The organism is Diaphorobacter sp. JS3051, assembly GCF_015832135.1.
In the GTDB taxonomy this organism is placed as follows: domain Bacteria; phylum Pseudomonadota; class Gammaproteobacteria; order Burkholderiales; family Burkholderiaceae_C; genus Diaphorobacter; species Diaphorobacter nitroreducens.
The window spans coordinates 2,734,207-2,750,170 of the sequence record NZ_CP065406.1; the positions used below are offsets into that span (position 1 = coordinate 2,734,207).

The window sequence follows — 15,964 nt, forward strand, 5'->3', positions numbered from 1 at the left end:
CGGGCATGCAACGCACTGTAGGGTGCGCTCGGGGTGCGCGGCGTCGGCCCCGGTCACGCCTGGATGTGCGCGCAATCCGACGCGCGGTATGAGTGGGAGAAGGATGAAAAATGCCCTGTAGCGCCCGCAACAAGGGCGGGGCAGCTACCCCATTTGCAACGCCGTTGGCGGCTGTTCGGCTGGCGCGGCCTGGCGGTGGTGCTGCAGCAGCTTGCCGATGGCAGGGCGTGCGCAGCGCTGCAACTGCATCAGCAGCGCGTGGTCCGGCCAGGCCAGGCCGAAGCGCTGGCACAGGTCGCTCTGCATGCAGGCCAGCAGCGCAGCGGCCATTTCCGCATCGGCCAGCGCGCGGTGGGCGCGGCCGGCGCGCGGCAGGCCGAGGTGGTCTGTGAGGCGGCCCAGGCTGTGGCTGGGCGCATCGGGGTACACGCGGCGCGACAGCAGCACGGTGCAGGCGAACGGATGGGGCGCGGCGAGCCCGGCGTACTGCAATTCGGCCTGCCAGAACTTGCGGTCGAATGCCGCGTTGTGGGCCACCATGGGCGCGTCGCCCACGAAGCGCGCGGCCTCGCGCATGACTGCGGCGGCATCGGGGGCGGCCTCCACCATGGCATTCGTGATGCCGGTGAGCTGCGTGATGAAGGGCGGGATCCGCACGCCCGTGCGCATCAGGCTCTGGTAGCGGTCCACCACGCGGTCGCCTTCCATGAGCACGATGGCCACCTCGGTGGCGCGTGCACCCTGGGCAGGCATCATGCCGGTGGTTTCGAAATCGATGACGGCGATGGGGGCGGACGGCATGCGGGACGGCAGGAAACCGGCCCCGCGCACCCCGTGCGATAGGCACGGGCCACCGGCACCGGTGCGTAATCGTAGCCGCCACGCACGAAGCGCCGCCGCCCCCAAAAGTGGGGGTGTCGGGCCAAGCAGGCCCCTGAAGGCCGGGCTCAGCCCGCGCCGCCTTGGTTCTTGCTGCCGCGGCGCGACTGCGCCTGGTTGCCGCTGCCCACCTGGTCCGTGCGGTCGCTGCGGCTGTCGGGCGTGCGACGCGCCTGGTTCAGGGCCGTGGGGGGCTGGTGCCCCTGCTGGTTGTGGTCGTTGGCCACCTTGTCGGTGGCGCCAGAGTTGTCGTTGGTGCGCTTCATGGCGGGCCTTTCAGAGATCGGTCCAGTCCACTCTAGGCAGCACGGCAGAGCGCGGGCGTCGGCGATGGGCCTGCCCGCCTGTGGGACGCGGCCCGACAGGCGATGCGGGAAGGGGTTAATGGTCCAATCGGGCTCCAGCGCTTATCCAGCAAGCGCCACCAGCTATACCAATAGGAGCAATCGGTCACCCTGCGGCCCGGCGCGCCAGCGTGAACGGCGGCAAGCCCTGCAGCAGCCGCTGGCCGTAGCCGGTGCGCACCAGGCGCTTGTCGTAGCAATACACGTGCGCGCGGTCTTCCTCGGTGCGGATGGCCCGGCCCACCCACTGCGCCAGGCGGATGGCGGTGGCCGGCACCACCAGTTCGCTGAACGGGTCGCGACCGGCGCCGCGCAGCCATTCGGCGCGGGCCTCGCCCACGGGGTCGTCGGGCGGGGCGAAGGGCAGCTTGGTGATGAAGAGCGATTCGCACAGCCTGCCGGGCAGGTCCAGCCCCTCGCCGAAGGATTGCATGCCGAAGATGATGGAGGGCTGGCCTTCGGCCACGCGCTCGCGGTGGCGGGCCAGCAGCTGTGGGCGGGGCAGGGTGTTCTGCACCAGCACGGCGCTGCGCATGGCGGTGGGCAGCATGTCCACGGCCTGGCGCATCTGCTCGCGCGAGGTGAACAGCACCAGCGCGCCAGCCTCGACCAGGGCCAGGTCGGACAGCAGCGCGTCCACCATCTCGGCGGTGAAGGCCTGCGCATCGCGCGGCTCGGCGCGGGTCTCGGTGGCCACCAGCGTGCCCTGCAGCGCGTAGTCGAACGGGCTGGGCACGGCCAGCGTGGTCACGGCTTCGTCGCCGAACAGGCCCGACTCGCGCAGGAAGAAGTCGAACTGCCCGCAACTGGTGAGTGTGGCCGAGGTCAGCACCGCGCCGCGCACGGCGGACCACAGGTGGTTGCGCAACGTATTGCCCGGCAGCACGGGGCTGGCATGCGCGCGCACGACGATGAAGTCGCCCTCGACCTCCAGCGTGAACCACTTGGCGGCCGGCACCGCGCCCTCGGGCGCGTCCTGCAGCAGCAACTGGGCGCCCGCGTGCACGGCCTCCAGCCGCGGCGCCAGCACGCCGATCTGCGCATACAGCTGCGACAGGCGCCGCGCCTCATCGGGCTTGTCGCGCATTTCGCTGCGCAGGGCCTTGGAAATGGCGCGCAGGGCGTTCAGGAAGCCCTCGGCGTGGTGCGCGGCCTGGCTGAAGGGCTCCACCAACGCTTCGGGCAGCACACCGCCGGCCACGCGGGCGCGCGTGGGCAGGCTGGATGCGAACTGGCGGCGCCCCGGCACGGGCGCACGCAGTTGCTCGCCATACACGTCCATCACCAGGCGCGCGGCATCCTGCAGCGCGGCGCGCAGGCGCGCGGCGTGGTTGGGAATGTCGGCAATTTCCTCGACCTCCACCAGCTGGCCGATGCGCAGCGCGCGGCTGGCCAGGCGGTCGATCCAGGTCAGGCGCGAGAGGTCGGCCTCGCAGGCGAACTGGTCGAGCGCGGTGGCGGGCAGGTGGTGGGCCTCGTCGATCACCAGCAGGCAGTTGTCCAGCTCGGGCAGCAGACGCGCGCCCAGGGACGACAGCAGCAGGTCGTGGTTGGCCACGATGACCTGCGCGGCCACGAGCTGCTTGCGCCGCTCGTAGTAGGTGCACTGGTTGAACACCGGGCAGTGCTTGCCGGTGCAGGAACTGGCCTCGGCCGCCACGGGACTCCAGGCCTCGGGCTCGGGCGGCGTAGCGAGCGTGTCGCGGTCGCCGTCCCATTCGCTGGTCGCCAGCGCGTCGGCCATGCTGGCGTAGAACTTCATGCGCGCCTCGGACTCGTGGCGCGGGCGCTTGCCGCGCCGCTCGGCCTCCTCGTCGGCGAACAGGTCGTCGTCGGGCAGGTCGCCGTCGGGCAGGTCGCCGTCACCGCCCGGGCCGGCCGCGCCGCCGCCGGCCAGGCGCTCCAGCTTGAGCTTGCACACATAGCGCCCGCGTCCCTTGGCCAGCGCGAACTGGAAGGGTTGCTCCATGCGCGCGGCCAGGGCCGGCAGATCCTTGTGCACCAGTTGCTCCTGCAGCGCCACGGTGGCGGTGGAGATCAGCACCCGCGTGCCGCGCGCCAGCGCCATCGCGATCGCGGGCACGCTGTAGGCCAGCGACTTGCCCACGCCCGTGCCGGCCTGCACCACGGCAATCGCGCGCTGGGGCAGGGCATCGTCGTCCTCCAGCTTGCCCAGCTGCGCCTGGCTGAAGGTCTGGGCCACCTGCTCGGCCATGCGCCGCTGGCCCTCGCGCACGCGAAAGCCGGCCGTGGATTGGACCACCGCCTCGAACGATTGCAGGGCCTGGGCGGCCCACTCTGTGGAAGACATGGAAGGGGAGATCAGGCGCGGGGCCGGCTTTGCGGGGCGTGCCACTGTAAATGCATAAGGGGTATCTATTTAGCTCCAGTGACGTGAGAATAGCTGGATGGAAACCCAGATGCTAACGCCAACTCCTGGAGGGGACTACCCCCGCACCTGGAACGAATTTCTTGACTGGTTTGCCACCGAAGAGGCTTGCCAGGCGTTCCTGGAGAAGCTTCGGTGGCCCCAAGGCTTCGTCTGCCCGCGTTGCGGCAACGCTGGCGATGTGTACCGCGCCAGCCGCACCCGCCTGATGTGCCGCTCATGCCAGTACCAAGGCACAGTGACATCTGGAACCATCTTTGACAAGACGCGCACACCGCTGCGTGTCTGGCTGGCTGCAGCTTGGTACCTGACCAATCAGAAACAAGGCGTGAGCGCCCTGGGGCTGCAGCGCGTATTGGGTTTGGGGAGCTACCAGACCGCCTGGACCATGCTGCACCGGTTTCGACGTGCCATGGTCCGCCCGGGCCGGGACAAGCTCAAGGGGCTTGTGGAGGTGGATGAAACGTACCTGTCCATCACGGATCGCAAGAATCCCGCCACCCCTGCAGGGCGCAAGAGCAGCACCACCAAAGTGTTGATGGTCATGGCGGTGGAGATCGTGGAGCCCAAGGGGTTTGGGCGCATCCGGTTACGCCGCATTGACCGAGACGCCGCCACCCACGTAATCCCCTTTGTGCAGGAGGTGGTCGAGCCTGGAGCCCAGGTACGCACGGATGGTTCGGCGGCATACCGCGCTCTGGGAGAACTGGGTTACACCCACCAGCGCACCGTCATGCTCGGCTCAGGCGTACCTGCCCATGTCTCCATGGCGGGAGTGCACCGGGTCGCCTCACTGGTACAGCGCTGGGTGCTGGGAACACATCATGGCTCTGTACAGCCAGACCACCTGGACGCCTATCTCGATGAATTCGTGTTCCGTTTCAACCGGCGCACATCCAGCTCACGCGGGATGCTGTTTTACCGCTTGCTGCAGCAAGCGGTGGTTACGCCGCCAGTGACGTATGGGGATGTCGTGAGCAAGAACACCGGGGAGAGCCAATCGGATACCATTGCTGGATGAAATCACAGTATCAATGGGGCTGCTGGAGCTAAATAGATACCCCTTAAATGCATCCAGGCATGTTAGCCGAAGCGGGTTGGGCACTGCTCAGGGCCGGCTATACACCCCTGGCCGTGCCCCCCAGGTGATGCGTGGTCGCCCGTGCGCCCAACGCTGATGCCGTCGTCCGCTCCCGGCCTACGCGGAACCGGGCGGGGTCTGCCTAGCATGGGGCGATCTGCCTTGCAGGCAAACGAGAGGTTCCCCATGCCATCCCATCGCGATACCCCGTCCCCTTCCAATGCCCCGGGCGCCGCGCCGCCGTCGCCGGGCGAGCACACCGATGTCCACGAACAGGGCGTGGACCTGCAGACCCCGCCCCAGCAGGAACGCGCCGCCGGCACCCCCGCCGCGCCCAAGCTGCCGCACGAGCGGGACCAGTCCGTCACCATGACCGGCGGCGAGCGCCATCCCGAGGTCGAGCAAGCCCACCGCGACATGGAACGCGGCCTGCAAGACACCGACCGTGGGCCGCCCGCCGACCGCACCTATCGCAAGCTCAAGGACTCGAAATAGCTATTAAAAACGTAGCTGTCAGCGCTTGATGGTAAAGCGCTAGAACCTGTTTTTATTGTTCATCCGTGGGAGCGCTGCACAGCTCCACGCGCAGCCGCCGCACCTGCGCACCCGTGTACGCCTGCAAATGCGCCGTGGCCTGTGCGGCCAGCGCATCGGGCGTCGGCGCGGTGAGCAGCAGCAACTCGGGCGCTCCGCCCGGGGTGACGGGTGCCGCCCACGTGCGGCGCCGCACCCTGACGCCATCGCGCGCCAGCGCCCGTAGCACTGCCGTTTCGCACAGGGCCGCACCGGGCAGCAGGCGCAGCAGGTGCGGCGTCTTCACTGGGGCCATCGGCAGTACGGCGGGGGCGTTGCCCGCGCGGCGGTGGGTGCCCAGTGTGGGCACGCCAGGGCCCGTGGGTGCCGGGGAAGAAACGGCCGGCAGGCGCGCCAGGTCGATCAGGTCCGCCAGCACGGCGCTCGCCGTGGGCTCGCTGCCGGCGCCCGCGCCGCTGAAAAAGGCGCTGCCGGCCGCGTCGCCGTGCACCAGCAGCCCGTTGGTCGCGCCGTCCAGCAGCGCCAGCGGGTGCCGCGCGGGCACCAGGGCCGGGTGCACGCGCAGCTGGATGGCCACGCGGCCCTCGCACTCCTGCTGCTCGGCCACGGCCAGCAGCTTGACGGCGTAGCCCAGATGCGCGGCGGCGGCCACGTCGCCCCGCTGCAGGTCGCGGATGCCCTCGACATGCACGGCGTCCAGCCGCACCGGCATGCCGAACGCGTTGGCGGCCAGCAGCGCCAGCTTGTGCGCGGCGTCGGTGCCGTCCACGTCGAAGGCCGGATCGGCCTCGGCATAGCCCAGTGCCTGGGCTTCGGTGAGCGCGGCGGCAAAGCCGAGGCCCGCCGCCTGCATGCGCGTGAGGATGTAGTTGCTGGTGCCGTTGAGCACGCCTGCCAGCGCGGTGATGCGGTTGGCCGCCAGCCCTTCGCGCAGCGCCTTGATCACGGGTACGCTGCCGGCCACGGCCGCTTCATAGGCCAGCACCCGGCCGTGGCGCGCGGCAGTCTGCGCCAGCGCCTCGCCGTGCGTGGCCAGCAGGGCCTTGTTGGCGGTCACCACATGCTTGCCATGCACCAGCGCGGCCTGCACCCAGTCGCGTGCGGCGCCGGTGCCGCCGGCCAGCTCCAGCACCACGTCCACACCGGGGTCGGCGGCCAGTTGCAGCGGGTCGGCCAGCAGGCGCACGCCGGGCGCGCCGTCCAGCGCCGCAGCGGCACGCGCGGTGTTGCGCGCGGCGACCGCGACGATCTCGATGGCGCGCCCGGCGCGTGCGTTGATGAGGTCCTGGTTGCGCCGCAGCACCCGCCACACGCCGCTGCCCACGGTGCCGGTGCCGATCATGCCCACGCGCAGGGCAGGGGGCGGGGCCGGGGCGCGGCGCGCACTGGCGTGCACCTCGGGTGAGGGGCTGAGCTGGGGTTCTACGAACATGTCTTTCTCCAAACACGGGCTGCAAAAGCCCACAAAAAAACCCAGCGACCGGGGCTGGGTTTCGTTCGGAGGGGGAAGAAGACACCAGGGGGCCGCCGGTGCGGCCACCCTGCGCGTGCGCTAGGTCGCCGCGGTGGTCATGGTGGTAATCATTCGTGCGTTCACGCCCGATGCGCAGGCCCGCGCCGCGCCGGTGGCGGGGGTGCGTGGGTCAGAGCAAAGCAGTGTGAACAGCATGCGTGCAGTGTAGCGCAGGTGACGGTGCGGCGTGATTTGCTCTTGATTTGATAGCTTCTAGCGCTTGATGGATAAGCGCTAGAGACGGTTTTGGTTTGAATGCCTCGGGATGGGAATCAGCAGCCCACGGCCTGGCCGTCGCGCCGGTGGTCGGAGCCCGCGGCGTAGGCGAAGCCGGTGCCGGGCGTGGCCTCCAGCCGGCGGATGATCTGTGCGCTGCCGAATTCCAGGCTGCCGGGCGCGGCCACCTGCGGGTCGTGGCCCAGGGCGCGCAGGCCGTCGACCACGGCGGCGGGCACGGTGTGCTCCAGCGTCAGCGCGCCCGCGTCGTTGATGCGCCAGCGCGGCGCGTCGGAGCAGGCCTGGGGGTTCAGGCCCTCCACGGCCTCGCGCAGCACCATCTGCACATGGCCCTGGGCCTGCATGTTGCCGCCCATCACGCCAAAGGCCATGTGGGGCTGGCCGCCGCGCGTGACGAAGGCCGGGATGATGCTGTGCATGGGCCGCTTGCCGCCCGCCACCTGGTTGGGGTGGCCCGGCGTGGTGACGAAGCCCATGCCGCGGTTGTGCAGCGCGATGCCCGTGCCCGGCACCACCACGCCCGAGCCGAAGCCCTTGAAGTTGGACTGGATGAACGACACCATGCGCCCCTCGCTGTCGGCTGTGCACAGGTACACCGTGCCGCCGCTGCCGGGCTGGCCGGCGGGGTACTGGCCGGCGCGCTGCGGGTCGATGAGTGCGGCGCGCTGGCGCAGGTAGGCCGGGTCCAGCAGCTGCGCGGGGGTGAGGCGCATGTGGGCCGGGTCGGCCACGTGGGCGTACAGGTCGGCAAAGGCCACGCGCATGGCCTCGATCTCCAGGTGCATGCGCGCGGCCGAGCCCGCTGCGGTGCTGCGGTAGGGCAGATGCTCCAGCAGGCCCAGCGCCATCAGCGCGGCGATGCCCTGGCCGTTGGGCGGGATCTCATGCACCGTGCGGTCGCCAAAGGGCACGCTGATGGGCTGCACCCATTCCACGGCGTGCGCGGCCAGGTCCTCCAGCGCCAGGCCGGCGCCGTGCTGGCGCGCGTAGTCGGCCATGGCCTGCGCCAGCCGGCCGCGGTAGAACGACGCGCCGCGCGTGCGGGCGATGTCCGCCAGCGTGTCCGCCTGGTCGGCAAAGCGCCAGATCTCGCCCGCCTGCGGCGCGCGTCCGCCGGGCGTGAAGGCCTCGAAGCCCGGCTGGCCCTTGAGGTCGATGGCCGCCTGCGCCCACTGGCGCGCGATCACCGGGCTGACGGGAAAGCCGTCGCGCGCGTGGCGGATGGCGTCGTTGAACAGGTCTTCGAAGGGCAGGGCGCCAAAGCGCTCGGACAGTGCCACCCAGCCCGCCACGCCGCCGGGCGTGGTCACCGTGTCCCAGCCGATGCGCGGCATTTGCGGCAGGTGGGCAAAGAGCTCGGCCGACCAGGCGCGCGGCGCGCGGCCCGAGGCGTTCAGCCCGTGCAGCGCGGCGCCGTCCCACACCAGCGCGAAGGCGTCGCCGCCAATCCCGTTCATCACCGGCTCCACCACCGTGAGCGTGATGGCCGCGGCCAGGGCCGCGTCGATCGCATTGCCGCCGCGCGCAAACGCCGCCGCGCCGGCCTGCGCGGCCAGCGGCTGGGAGGTGGAGACCACGTTGCGCGCCAGCACGGGTTGGCGGCCGGAGGGGTAGGGGAGTTGCCAAGTCATGGAAGCCGATCTGGAAGGGGAAGGAATGCCGGGTCGATTGTGCCGCCGTGAAGGCGCCGCCCTACTGCGTGGAATTGCGCACCATGCGGATCGCATCGAACGGGCAGCGCAGCGCACACAGCGCGCAGCCGGTGCAACCCGGCGCGTCATGCAGCACCGAGCGTTTGGGGCCGAAGCGCTCCGGTCCCTGCACCTGCAGCGACAGCACATGCGGCGGGCACACGCCCACGCACCAGCCGCAGCCGGTGCAGCGCTGCGGGTCGATCGCGGGCAGGGCCTTGCGCGGGGCGGTCATCGGCGCAGCATGCCACGGCGGGCGCTACAGTGCGGGGCTTATGGCTGAATCCGCTGCTTCCATCACCCGCCACCTGCGCATCCACGGCCTGGTGCAGGGCGTGTACTACCGCAAGTCCATGACCGAAGCCGCGCGCCGCCTGGGCGTGCAGGGCTGGGTGCGCAACCGCCAGGACGGCACCGTGGAAGCGCTGGCCAGCGGCGCCGCGCCGGCCGTGCAGGCGCTGATCGACTGGGCCCACGAGGGTCCGCCCGCCGCGCGGGTGGAGCGTGTGGAGGTGGGAGAGGCGCCCGCCTGCGACGCCCAAGGGTTTGAGCAGCGCCAGACGGTTTAAGCCAAATCGGCCTCTAGCGCTTATCCAGCAAGCGCTAGCAGCTATGAAAACAGGAGCTTGCCGGCGGCGGCCGTTCCCGACTGGGCGTCAGGCGAGCTGCCGCAGCAATTCCAGCGCGCCGGCCGGTGCCCGCTCCTTGGCGCCGTTGATGAAGTACACGAATACGTCGCGCGGCCGCTCGCCGCCGGTCCAGGCGCGCACACCGGCGGCCCATTGCGCGATGGCCTCGGGCGTGTAGCCGGTGGGAATACCGGCCTGGCTGCGCATCAGCCGAAGGTAGGCAAAGTCGGCCTCGGCGTCGGCCATCGCGGGGAATTTCTCGGAGTCCGTGCACACCGGCACGCAGCCGTAGCGGCGTGCCAGGGCGATGAAGGCCGGCGTGGCAAAGCTCTCGTGCCGCACGTCCAGCGCATGGCGCAGGCGGCGCCCATCCACTTCGCGCGGCAGCAGCGCCAGGAAGGCCTCGAAGTCCGCTTCCTCGAACCGCTTGCTGGGCATGAACTGCCAGACGATGGGGCCGAGCTTGCCCTGCAACTGCGCAATGCCGCTGCCCACGAAGCGCGCGATCGCATCACCCGCCGTGGCCAGCACCCGGCGGTGCGTCACCAGCCGGTGGGCCTTGAGCGAGAACATGAAGCCGTCGGGCGTTTCGTCGTGCCACTTGGCGAAGGTGGCGGGCCGGAAGGTGCTGTAGAACGTGCCGTTGACCTCGATGGCCGTGAGCTGGCGGCTGGCGTAATGCAGTTCCTTGGCCTGCGCCAGGCCCGGCGGGTAGAAACTGCCGCGCCAGGGCGCGAAGGTCCAGCCGCCGATGCCGACGCGGATGTGCGGGCGGCCGGTGGCGCTGTCCACGGCAGCGCCGCTCACTGCACCAGCGTGGCGCTGAGCGTGATCTCCGGCACCGCGGCCAGTGCCTTGGACAAGGGGCAGTTGGCCTTGGCGTCGGCGGCCAGCTTCTGGAAGGTGGCCTCGTCCATACCCGGCACCTTGGCCTTCAGCGTGAGCGCGATGCGGTCGATGAGAAAACCCTCGCCCTGCTGGGTCAGACGCACGCTGGCCGTGGTGTCGACGCGCTCGGTGACGAAGCCGGCCTTGTCCGCCGCGAACGAGAAGGCCATCGTGAAGCAGGCGGCATGCGCCGCGCCCAGGATTTCCTCGGGATTGGTGCCCTTGCGGTCGTCGCCAAAGCGGCTGGCAAAGCCATAGGGGTACTTCTGCAGCGCTTCGGTCTCGGTGCTGATCTGGCCCTGGCCGGCCTTGCCGCCGCCTTCCCAGTGAACGCTGGCCTTCTTCTCGGACATGGGAACCTCCACAGTGTGCAAAGACGCTCATGACACCATGCCGCGCGCGCGGCGCAGGTGGGCGGCCGCTGGCTTGCGGCGTGGGCCGCGTCCTACAGCGTGGTGGTCAGCCGCGGCGCTGCCGCTCGCGCGCGCCGTAGGCGCAGTAGCCGGGCTTGGGGCTTTTCTTCTGCGGGTGCAGGCGGCAGGTCTCGGGCCGCTGCTCGTACACCGTACACAGGCGCGTGGCGGCGTCCAGGAACTGGCAGTCGCCGTTGGCGCGCCGCGCCAGGGTGAAGAGGGTGTTCTTGTGGTTGAAGTGGTCGATCAGCCGCGCCTTCTGAAGCCGTTTGGCGATGTGGCGGGGCTCTTCATGCTCGGCCTCGAAGGCGTCCACCAGGCCCAGGCGCACCAGGTCGGACAGCTGCACCTCCAGCGGCATGGTGCAGCAGTTGGCCGCGCAGCTCTCGCACAGGCCCGCGCGGTAGCGGGTCCAGGTGTCGACGCGGTCCACGTCGACGATGGCGATGGGGGATCTCATGGTGCGGGCGTGCAGGGCTGCGGGGCCAGCGGCTGCGCCTGCGCTGCCAGCGCATGCAGCTCGTCGCCCGTGAGGCGGTAGCGGATCCATTCGCTCTGCGGGCGCGCGCCCAGGCTGTCGTACAGCGCGATGGAGGGTGTGTTCCAGTCCAGCACGCTCCACTCGAAGCGCCCGCAGTCGTGGTCCACGGCGATGCGGGCCAGTTGCCGCAGCAGCGCCATGCCTGCGCCCTTGCCGCGGTGCTCTGGCGAGACGTACAGGTCTTCCAGGTACAGGCCGTGGCGGCCCTGCCAGGTGGAGTAGTTGAAGAAGTACACCGCGAAGCCCACGGCGGTGCCGCCGGCCTCGCAGATCAGGCCGTGCACCTTGGGGTTGGCGCAGAACAGCGTGCGGTGCACGTGCGCGGGCGTGGCCAGCGCCTCATGCTCCGCTTTTTCATAGATCGCCAGTTCTCGCACGAAGTGCAAGATCAGATCGGTGTCGTCAATGGTGGCGGGGCGGATGGTCAAGACGGTCATAACTGCCAACGGCTTTGGTGCAGTAGAAGTTCATTAAAAACGCAATGGTGTGAAGGGCTGCAACCGATGCATTGCTGCCGGTTGCTTTTTGATAGCCATGACCTGCCATGCAGCGGTGGTGTTCTTCACGGTAGACAATAACAACTCAAACGCTGAAATTCCTCAAAAAATGATCGATTGGGTCCCTGTAGTCTTCATCACGTTCAAGGTGCTCGTCTTCGGCACGTGCATGTTCTTTGCCATCAAATGGCATTACGACCAGGGGAACAAGGGAACGGACAGGCGCGCGCTGCTGCGCACGAGTGGCAAGGTCGTTGCCGTTTTCATGCTGGCGCTGCTGGCGGTGTTGCTCTTCACCTTCGGCCTTTCCAAGATGCTCGGTATGGATTTGCGCCTTCCGTGACGGCAACGACTGGCATGGCAGTCGGGATTGCCTTGCGGGGTGACCGATAAAAACGTCTTGTCTCCAGCGATGAAAAGCCATGGATGTTGGTCCATGGCTTTTTCTCACTGACGGCGCCCCAATCGTCGGGGGATGGGCCCTTTACAGCAACGATCAAACGTCGATGTTGCCCGCGCGCAGCGCATTGGTCTCGATGAAGTCGCGGCGCGGCTCGACCTCGTCGCCCATGAGCATGGTGAACACGCGATCGGCCTCGATGGCGTCGTCGATCTGCACGCGCAGCAGGCGGCGCACCTCGGGGTCCATGGTGGTTTCCCACAGCTGCTCGGGGTTCATCTCGCCCAGGCCCTTGTAGCGCTGGCGGCTGGTGGTGCGCTCGGCTTCGCTGATCAGCCAGGCCATGGCCTGGCGGAAGTCGCCCACCTTTTCCTCCTTGGCCTTCTCGCCCTCGCCGCGCGTGACCTTGGCGCCTTCCTGGATCAGCCCGCGGAAGCTCTCGGCGGCCTGGGCCAGGGCGGCGTAGTCGTCGCCGGCCACGAAGTCCTGCGTGATCAGGCTGCTCTTGATGTTGCCATGGTGGTGGCGGCTGATGCGCAGGATGGGCTTGTCGGTGCGCGGGTCGATCTCGCCCGCCACATCGGCGGGCACGCCGTTGGTGTTGAGCTCGCGCAGCTTGGCCTGCAGCTGCACGGCGCTGGCCTCGGCGTCCTGCAGGGTGTCCAGGTTGAAGACCACGCCGTCGGCCACGGCGCGCAGCGCCTCGGCATCCATGAAGGCGGACAGGCGCGCGATCACCTGCTCGGCATACTGGTGCGTGCGCGCCAGCTGGGCCAGTTCGTCGCCGGCCAGCGTGCGGGGCTGGTTGCCGCCGGTGGTGATGCTGGCGTGGTTCAGCGCCACGCGCAGCAGGAAGGTGTCCAGCGCCGCGGCGTCTTTCAGGTACAGCTCTTCCTTGCCGTTCTTCACCTTGTACAGCGGCGGCTGGGCGATGTAGATGTGGCCGCGCTCCACCAGCTCGGGCATCTGGCGGTAGAAGAAGGTCAGCAGCAGCGTGCGGATGTGGGCGCCGTCCACGTCCGCGTCGGTCATGATGATGATGCGGTGGTAGCGCAGCTTGGCGACGTCGAAGTCGTCAGCGCCGCTCTTGCCCGATTCCACGGCGGCCTTGCCGATGCCGGTGCCCAGGGCGGTGATGAGGGTGACGATTTCGTTGCTGGACAGCAGCTTCTCGTAGCGCGCCTTCTCCACGTTCAGGATCTTGCCGCGCAGCGGCAGGATGGCCTGGAACTTGCGGTCGCGCCCTTGCTTGGCGGAGCCGCCGGCGGAGTCGCCCTCGACGATGTAGATCTCGCACAGCGCCGGGTCTTTTTCCTGGCAGTCGGCCAGCTTGCCGGGCAGGCCCATGCCGTCCAGCACGCCTTTGCGGCGTGTCATCTCGCGTGCCTTGCGCGCGGCCTCGCGGGCGCGGGCGGCCTCGACGATCTTGCCGCAGAGGATCTTCGCGTCGTTCGGTTTTTCTTCCAGATAGTCGGTGAGCGCCTTGGCGACGATGTCCTCGACCGGCGCGCGCACTTCGGAGCTGACCAGCTTGTCCTTGGTCTGGCTGCTGAACTTGGGTTCGGGCACCTTCACGCTCAGTACGCAGCACAGGCCTTCGCGCATGTCGTCGCCGCTGACCTCGACCTTGGCCTTCTTGGCCAGCTCGTTCTGCTCGATGTACTTGCCGATCACGCGCGTCATCGCCGCGCGCAGGCCGGTCAGGTGCGTGCCGCCATCACGCTGCGGGATGTTGTTGGTGAAACAGAGGACTTGCTCGTTGTAGCCGTCGTTCCACTGCATGGCTACTTCGACGCCAATCTCGGTGCCGGGGATGCCGCCGTAGGTCTCGGCCGGGCGCGCGCCCGTGGCGTGGAAGGCCGTGGGATGCAGCACCTTCTTGGTGCCGTTGATGAATTCCACAAAGCCCTTGACGCCACCGGCGCCCGAGAAGTCGTCTTCCTTGCCGGTGCGCTCGTCGATCAGGCGGATGCGCACGCCGTTGTTCAGGAAGGACAGTTCGCGCAGGCGCTTGGCCAGGATCTCGTAATGGAAGTCGTTGTTTTCCTTGAAGATCTCGGTGTCGGGCAGAAAGCGCACCTCGGTGCCGCGCTTTTCCGTGGGGCCGATGACCTTCATGGGCGAGACCTCGACCCCGTCCACGACCTCGATGAGGCGGTTCTGCACCACGCCCTGGGCGAATTCAAGCTGGTGTGTCTGCCCGTCGCGGCGCACGGTCAGGCGCAGCTTCTTGGACAGCGCGTTCACGCAGGACACGCCCACGCCGTGCAGGCCGCCCGAGACCTTGTAGCTGTTCTGGTTGAACTTGCCGCCGGCGTGCAGCTCGGTCAGGGCGATCTCGGCGGCCGAGCGCTTGGGCTCGTGCTTGTCGTCCATCTTCACGCCGGTGGGAATGCCGCGGCCGTTGTCCACCACGCTGATGGAGTTGTCGGTGTGGATGGTGACGACGATGTCGTCGCAGTGGCCGGCCAGGGCCTCGTCGATGGAGTTGTCCACCACCTCGAAGACCAGGTGGTGCAGGCCTGTGCCGTCCGACGTATCGCCGATGTACATGCCCGGACGCTTGCGCACGGCCTCCAGGCCCTCCAGGATCTGGATGGCGCCCTCGCCGTAGCCGTCGCTGCCGGCGACCGATGCGACGGGCTGCTCGGCCGGGGCGGAAATGGGCTGTTCGGGGGCGGGCTGCGATTGCTCTGCGGTCATGAAAGGGCTGCCTTCGGTCCAGGCGCACCGGCACGGCGTGCCGGCGGCCTTATAGGAATCAAATGTGCCGCTAGCGCCCATCCATCAAGCGCTAACAGCTATCAAAATAATAGTATGTCAGATGCGCATGGGCATCACGACGTACTTGAAGTGCTCGTTGTCGGGGATGGTCATCAACGCGGAGCTGTTGCCGTCGGCCAGGTCGACCTTCACCATGTCCTGGCCCATGTTGGCCAGGGCGTCGATGAGGTAGCTGACGTTGAAGCCGATCTCGATGGCGTCGCCGCCGTAGTCGATGTCCAGCTCGTCCACCGCCTCTTCCTGCTCGGCGTTGTTCGACGCCACACGCAGCAGGCCGGGTTCAATGTTCAGGCGCACGCCCTTGAACTTGTCGCTGGTCATGATGGCCGTGCGCTGCAGGCTGGCCAGCAGCGGGGCGCGGCCCAGGGTCACGCTGTTGTGGTGGTTCTTGGGAATCACGCGGTTGTAGTCGGGGAACTTGCCCTCCACCAGCTTGGTGACGAACTCCATGCCGCCGAAGCTGAACTTGGCCTGGTTGTTGGCGAACTGCATCTCGATGGCGCCGTCGGCATCCGACAGCAGACGCTGCAGCTCCAGCACGGTCTTGCGCGGCAAGATGACCTCCTGCTTGGGCACTTCCACGTCCAGCTGCGCGCTGGCGAACGCCAGGCGGTGGCCGTCGGTGGCGACCAGCGAGAGCGTCGTGCCCTCGGCCACGAACAGGATGCCGTTCAGGTAGTAGCGGATGTCCTGCACTGCCATGGCGAACGACACCTGCCCCAGCAGGCTCTTCAGGACCTTCTGCGGCACGCTGAAGGCGGGGCCGAAGCTGGCGGCTTCCTGCACCAGCGGGAAGTCCTCGGCCGGCAGCGTCTGCAGCGTGAATCGGCTCTTGCCGCCCTTCAGGATCAGCTTGGACTGGCTGGACTCCAGGCTCACCGTCTGGTCGGAGGGCATGGTCTTCAGGATGTCGATGAGCTTGCGCGCACCCACCGTGGTGGTGAAGTCGCCCGTGTCGCCGCCCAGCTCGGCCGTGGTGCGGATCTGGATCTCCAGGTCGCTGGTGGTGAGCTGGATGGCATTGCCCGTCTTGCGCAGCAGCACGTTGGCCAGGATGGGCAGCGTGTGGCGGCGCTCGACGATGCCGGCAACCGATTGCAGAACGGCGAGAACCTTGTCTTGTGTGGCCTTCAGGACAATCATG

General features: G+C 68.6%; 16 protein-coding genes. 4 read left to right on the top strand and 12 right to left on the bottom strand.

Going from position 1 to position 15,964, the window contains the following annotated elements:
• Nucleotides 1–144: 144 nt before the first annotated feature.
• The 3 genes from I3K84_RS13125 to dinG form a co-directional block, all read right to left on the bottom strand.
• Nucleotides 145–801: a PolC-type DNA polymerase III gene (locus I3K84_RS13125; RefSeq protein WP_172204939.1), complete on the bottom strand. Its 657-nt coding sequence runs from the start codon at nt 799–801 to the stop codon at nt 145–147.
• Nucleotides 802–947: 146 nt separating this feature from the next.
• Complete coding sequence (locus I3K84_RS13130; RefSeq protein WP_011807233.1) at nt 948–1,145, bottom strand: hypothetical protein; 198 nt, start codon at nt 1,143–1,145, stop codon at nt 948–950.
• 184 nt (nt 1,146–1,329) lie between these two features.
• On the bottom strand, nt 1,330–3,534 hold the full coding sequence (dinG, locus tag I3K84_RS13135) for an ATP-dependent DNA helicase DinG (protein WP_196994709.1): 2,205 nt from the start codon (nt 3,532–3,534) through the stop codon (nt 1,330–1,332).
• A gap of 97 nt (nt 3,535–3,631) precedes the next feature.
• Here dinG and I3K84_RS13140 point away from each other — a divergent pair, with 97 nt between their 5' ends.
• Entirely contained in the window at nt 3,632–4,633 is a 1,002-nt protein-coding gene (locus I3K84_RS13140; protein WP_011805635.1) for an IS1595-like element ISCsp2 family transposase, read from the top strand.
• Nucleotides 4,634–4,879: 246 nt separating this feature from the next.
• Entirely contained in the window at nt 4,880–5,188 is a 309-nt protein-coding gene (locus tag I3K84_RS13145; protein WP_172204933.1) for a hypothetical protein, read from the top strand.
• Between the two features lie 52 nt (nt 5,189–5,240).
• Here I3K84_RS13145 and I3K84_RS13150 read toward each other — a convergent pair whose 3' ends face one another.
• The 3 genes from I3K84_RS13150 to I3K84_RS13160 all read right to left on the bottom strand — a co-directional run bounded on the left by I3K84_RS13150 (nt 5,241) and on the right by I3K84_RS13160 (nt 8,903).
• Nucleotides 5,241–6,659 (bottom strand): homoserine dehydrogenase, encoded by a 1,419-nt coding sequence (locus tag I3K84_RS13150; protein ID WP_196994710.1) that lies wholly within the window; start codon nt 6,657–6,659, stop codon nt 5,241–5,243.
• A 353-nt stretch (nt 6,660–7,012) separates the two neighbouring features.
• Nucleotides 7,013–8,608 (bottom strand): gamma-glutamyltransferase family protein, encoded by a 1,596-nt coding sequence (locus I3K84_RS13155; RefSeq protein ID WP_196994711.1) that lies wholly within the window; start codon nt 8,606–8,608, stop codon nt 7,013–7,015.
• Between the two features lie 61 nt (nt 8,609–8,669).
• The gene (locus I3K84_RS13160; RefSeq protein WP_011807228.1) at nt 8,670–8,903 is read right to left on the bottom strand and encodes an ATP-binding protein; all 234 of its coding nucleotides are present in this window, start codon (nt 8,901–8,903) and stop codon (nt 8,670–8,672) included.
• A 40-nt stretch (nt 8,904–8,943) separates the two neighbouring features.
• Here I3K84_RS13160 and I3K84_RS13165 point away from each other — a divergent pair, with 40 nt between their 5' ends.
• On the top strand, nt 8,944–9,237 hold the full coding sequence (locus I3K84_RS13165) for an acylphosphatase (protein WP_196994712.1): 294 nt from the start codon (nt 8,944–8,946) through the stop codon (nt 9,235–9,237).
• Nucleotides 9,238–9,324: 87 nt separating this feature from the next.
• Here I3K84_RS13165 and I3K84_RS13170 read toward each other — a convergent pair whose 3' ends face one another.
• From I3K84_RS13170 to I3K84_RS13185, 4 genes are all read right to left on the bottom strand, one after another.
• On the bottom strand, nt 9,325–10,104 hold the full coding sequence (locus tag I3K84_RS13170; RefSeq protein ID WP_196994713.1) for a DUF72 domain-containing protein: 780 nt from the start codon (nt 10,102–10,104) through the stop codon (nt 9,325–9,327).
• Nucleotides 10,101–10,538: an OsmC family protein gene (locus I3K84_RS13175; RefSeq protein WP_135148357.1), complete on the bottom strand. Its 438-nt coding sequence runs from the start codon at nt 10,536–10,538 to the stop codon at nt 10,101–10,103. Before I3K84_RS13175 ends, I3K84_RS13170 begins: the two co-directional genes overlap by 4 nt.
• 106 nt (nt 10,539–10,644) lie before the next feature.
• A complete protein-coding gene (locus tag I3K84_RS13180) occupies nt 10,645–11,058 on the bottom strand; it encodes a YkgJ family cysteine cluster protein (RefSeq protein ID WP_012655127.1) in 414 nt (137 codons plus the stop codon).
• Nucleotides 11,055–11,576 (bottom strand): GNAT family N-acetyltransferase, encoded by a 522-nt coding sequence (locus tag I3K84_RS13185; RefSeq protein WP_196994714.1) that lies wholly within the window; start codon nt 11,574–11,576, stop codon nt 11,055–11,057. The genes I3K84_RS13180 and I3K84_RS13185 overlap by 4 nt, the downstream gene beginning before the upstream one ends.
• A 169-nt stretch (nt 11,577–11,745) precedes the next feature.
• Between I3K84_RS13185 and I3K84_RS13190 the strand changes: the two genes are divergently transcribed.
• Nucleotides 11,746–11,979, top strand: a complete 234-nt coding sequence (locus I3K84_RS13190) for a hypothetical protein (RefSeq protein WP_196996115.1) — start codon at nt 11,746–11,748, stop codon at nt 11,977–11,979.
• A gap of 153 nt (nt 11,980–12,132) precedes the next feature.
• Here the strand turns inward: I3K84_RS13190 and gyrB are convergent, their stop codons facing one another.
• Entirely contained in the window at nt 12,133–14,739 is a 2,607-nt protein-coding gene (gene gyrB / locus I3K84_RS13195; protein WP_196994715.1) for a DNA topoisomerase (ATP-hydrolyzing) subunit B, read from the bottom strand.
• Nucleotides 14,740–14,856: 117 nt separating this feature from the next.
• The gene (gene dnaN, locus I3K84_RS13200) at nt 14,857–15,963 is read right to left on the bottom strand and encodes a DNA polymerase III subunit beta (RefSeq protein WP_123675434.1); all 1,107 of its coding nucleotides are present in this window, start codon (nt 15,961–15,963) and stop codon (nt 14,857–14,859) included.
• Between the last annotated feature and the right edge of the window lies 1 nt (nt 15,964).

What these genes read in the sequence shown, in the direction of transcription:
- I3K84_RS13125 (WP_172204939.1), bottom strand. Translation starts at nt 801, where the DNA reads ATGCCGTCCGCCCCCATCGCCGTCATCGATTTCGAAACCACCGGCATG.
- I3K84_RS13130 (WP_011807233.1), bottom strand. Translation starts at nt 1,145, where the DNA reads ATGAAGCGCACCAACGACAACTCTGGCGCCACCGACAAGGTGGCCAAC.
- dinG (WP_196994709.1), bottom strand. Translation starts at nt 3,534, where the DNA reads ATGTCTTCCACAGAGTGGGCCGCCCAGGCCCTGCAATCGTTCGAGGCG.
- I3K84_RS13140 (WP_011805635.1), top strand. Translation starts at nt 3,632, where the DNA reads ATGGAAACCCAGATGCTAACGCCAACTCCTGGAGGGGACTACCCCCGC.
- I3K84_RS13145 (WP_172204933.1), top strand. Translation starts at nt 4,880, where the DNA reads ATGCCATCCCATCGCGATACCCCGTCCCCTTCCAATGCCCCGGGCGCC.
- I3K84_RS13150 (WP_196994710.1), bottom strand. Translation starts at nt 6,659, where the DNA reads ATGTTCGTAGAACCCCAGCTCAGCCCCTCACCCGAGGTGCACGCCAGT.
- I3K84_RS13155 (WP_196994711.1), bottom strand. Translation starts at nt 8,608, where the DNA reads ATGACTTGGCAACTCCCCTACCCCTCCGGCCGCCAACCCGTGCTGGCG.
- I3K84_RS13160 (WP_011807228.1), bottom strand. Translation starts at nt 8,903, where the DNA reads ATGACCGCCCCGCGCAAGGCCCTGCCCGCGATCGACCCGCAGCGCTGC.
- I3K84_RS13165 (WP_196994712.1), top strand. Translation starts at nt 8,944, where the DNA reads ATGGCTGAATCCGCTGCTTCCATCACCCGCCACCTGCGCATCCACGGC.
- I3K84_RS13175 (WP_135148357.1), bottom strand. Translation starts at nt 10,538, where the DNA reads ATGTCCGAGAAGAAGGCCAGCGTTCACTGGGAAGGCGGCGGCAAGGCC.
- I3K84_RS13180 (WP_012655127.1), bottom strand. Translation starts at nt 11,058, where the DNA reads ATGAGATCCCCCATCGCCATCGTCGACGTGGACCGCGTCGACACCTGG.
- I3K84_RS13185 (WP_196994714.1), bottom strand. Translation starts at nt 11,576, where the DNA reads ATGACCGTCTTGACCATCCGCCCCGCCACCATTGACGACACCGATCTG.
- I3K84_RS13190 (WP_196996115.1), top strand. Translation starts at nt 11,746, where the DNA reads ATGATCGATTGGGTCCCTGTAGTCTTCATCACGTTCAAGGTGCTCGTC.
- gyrB (WP_196994715.1), bottom strand. Translation starts at nt 14,739, where the DNA reads ATGACCGCAGAGCAATCGCAGCCCGCCCCCGAACAGCCCATTTCCGCC.
- dnaN (WP_123675434.1), bottom strand. Translation starts at nt 15,963, where the DNA reads ATGATTGTCCTGAAGGCCACACAAGACAAGGTTCTCGCCGTTCTGCAA.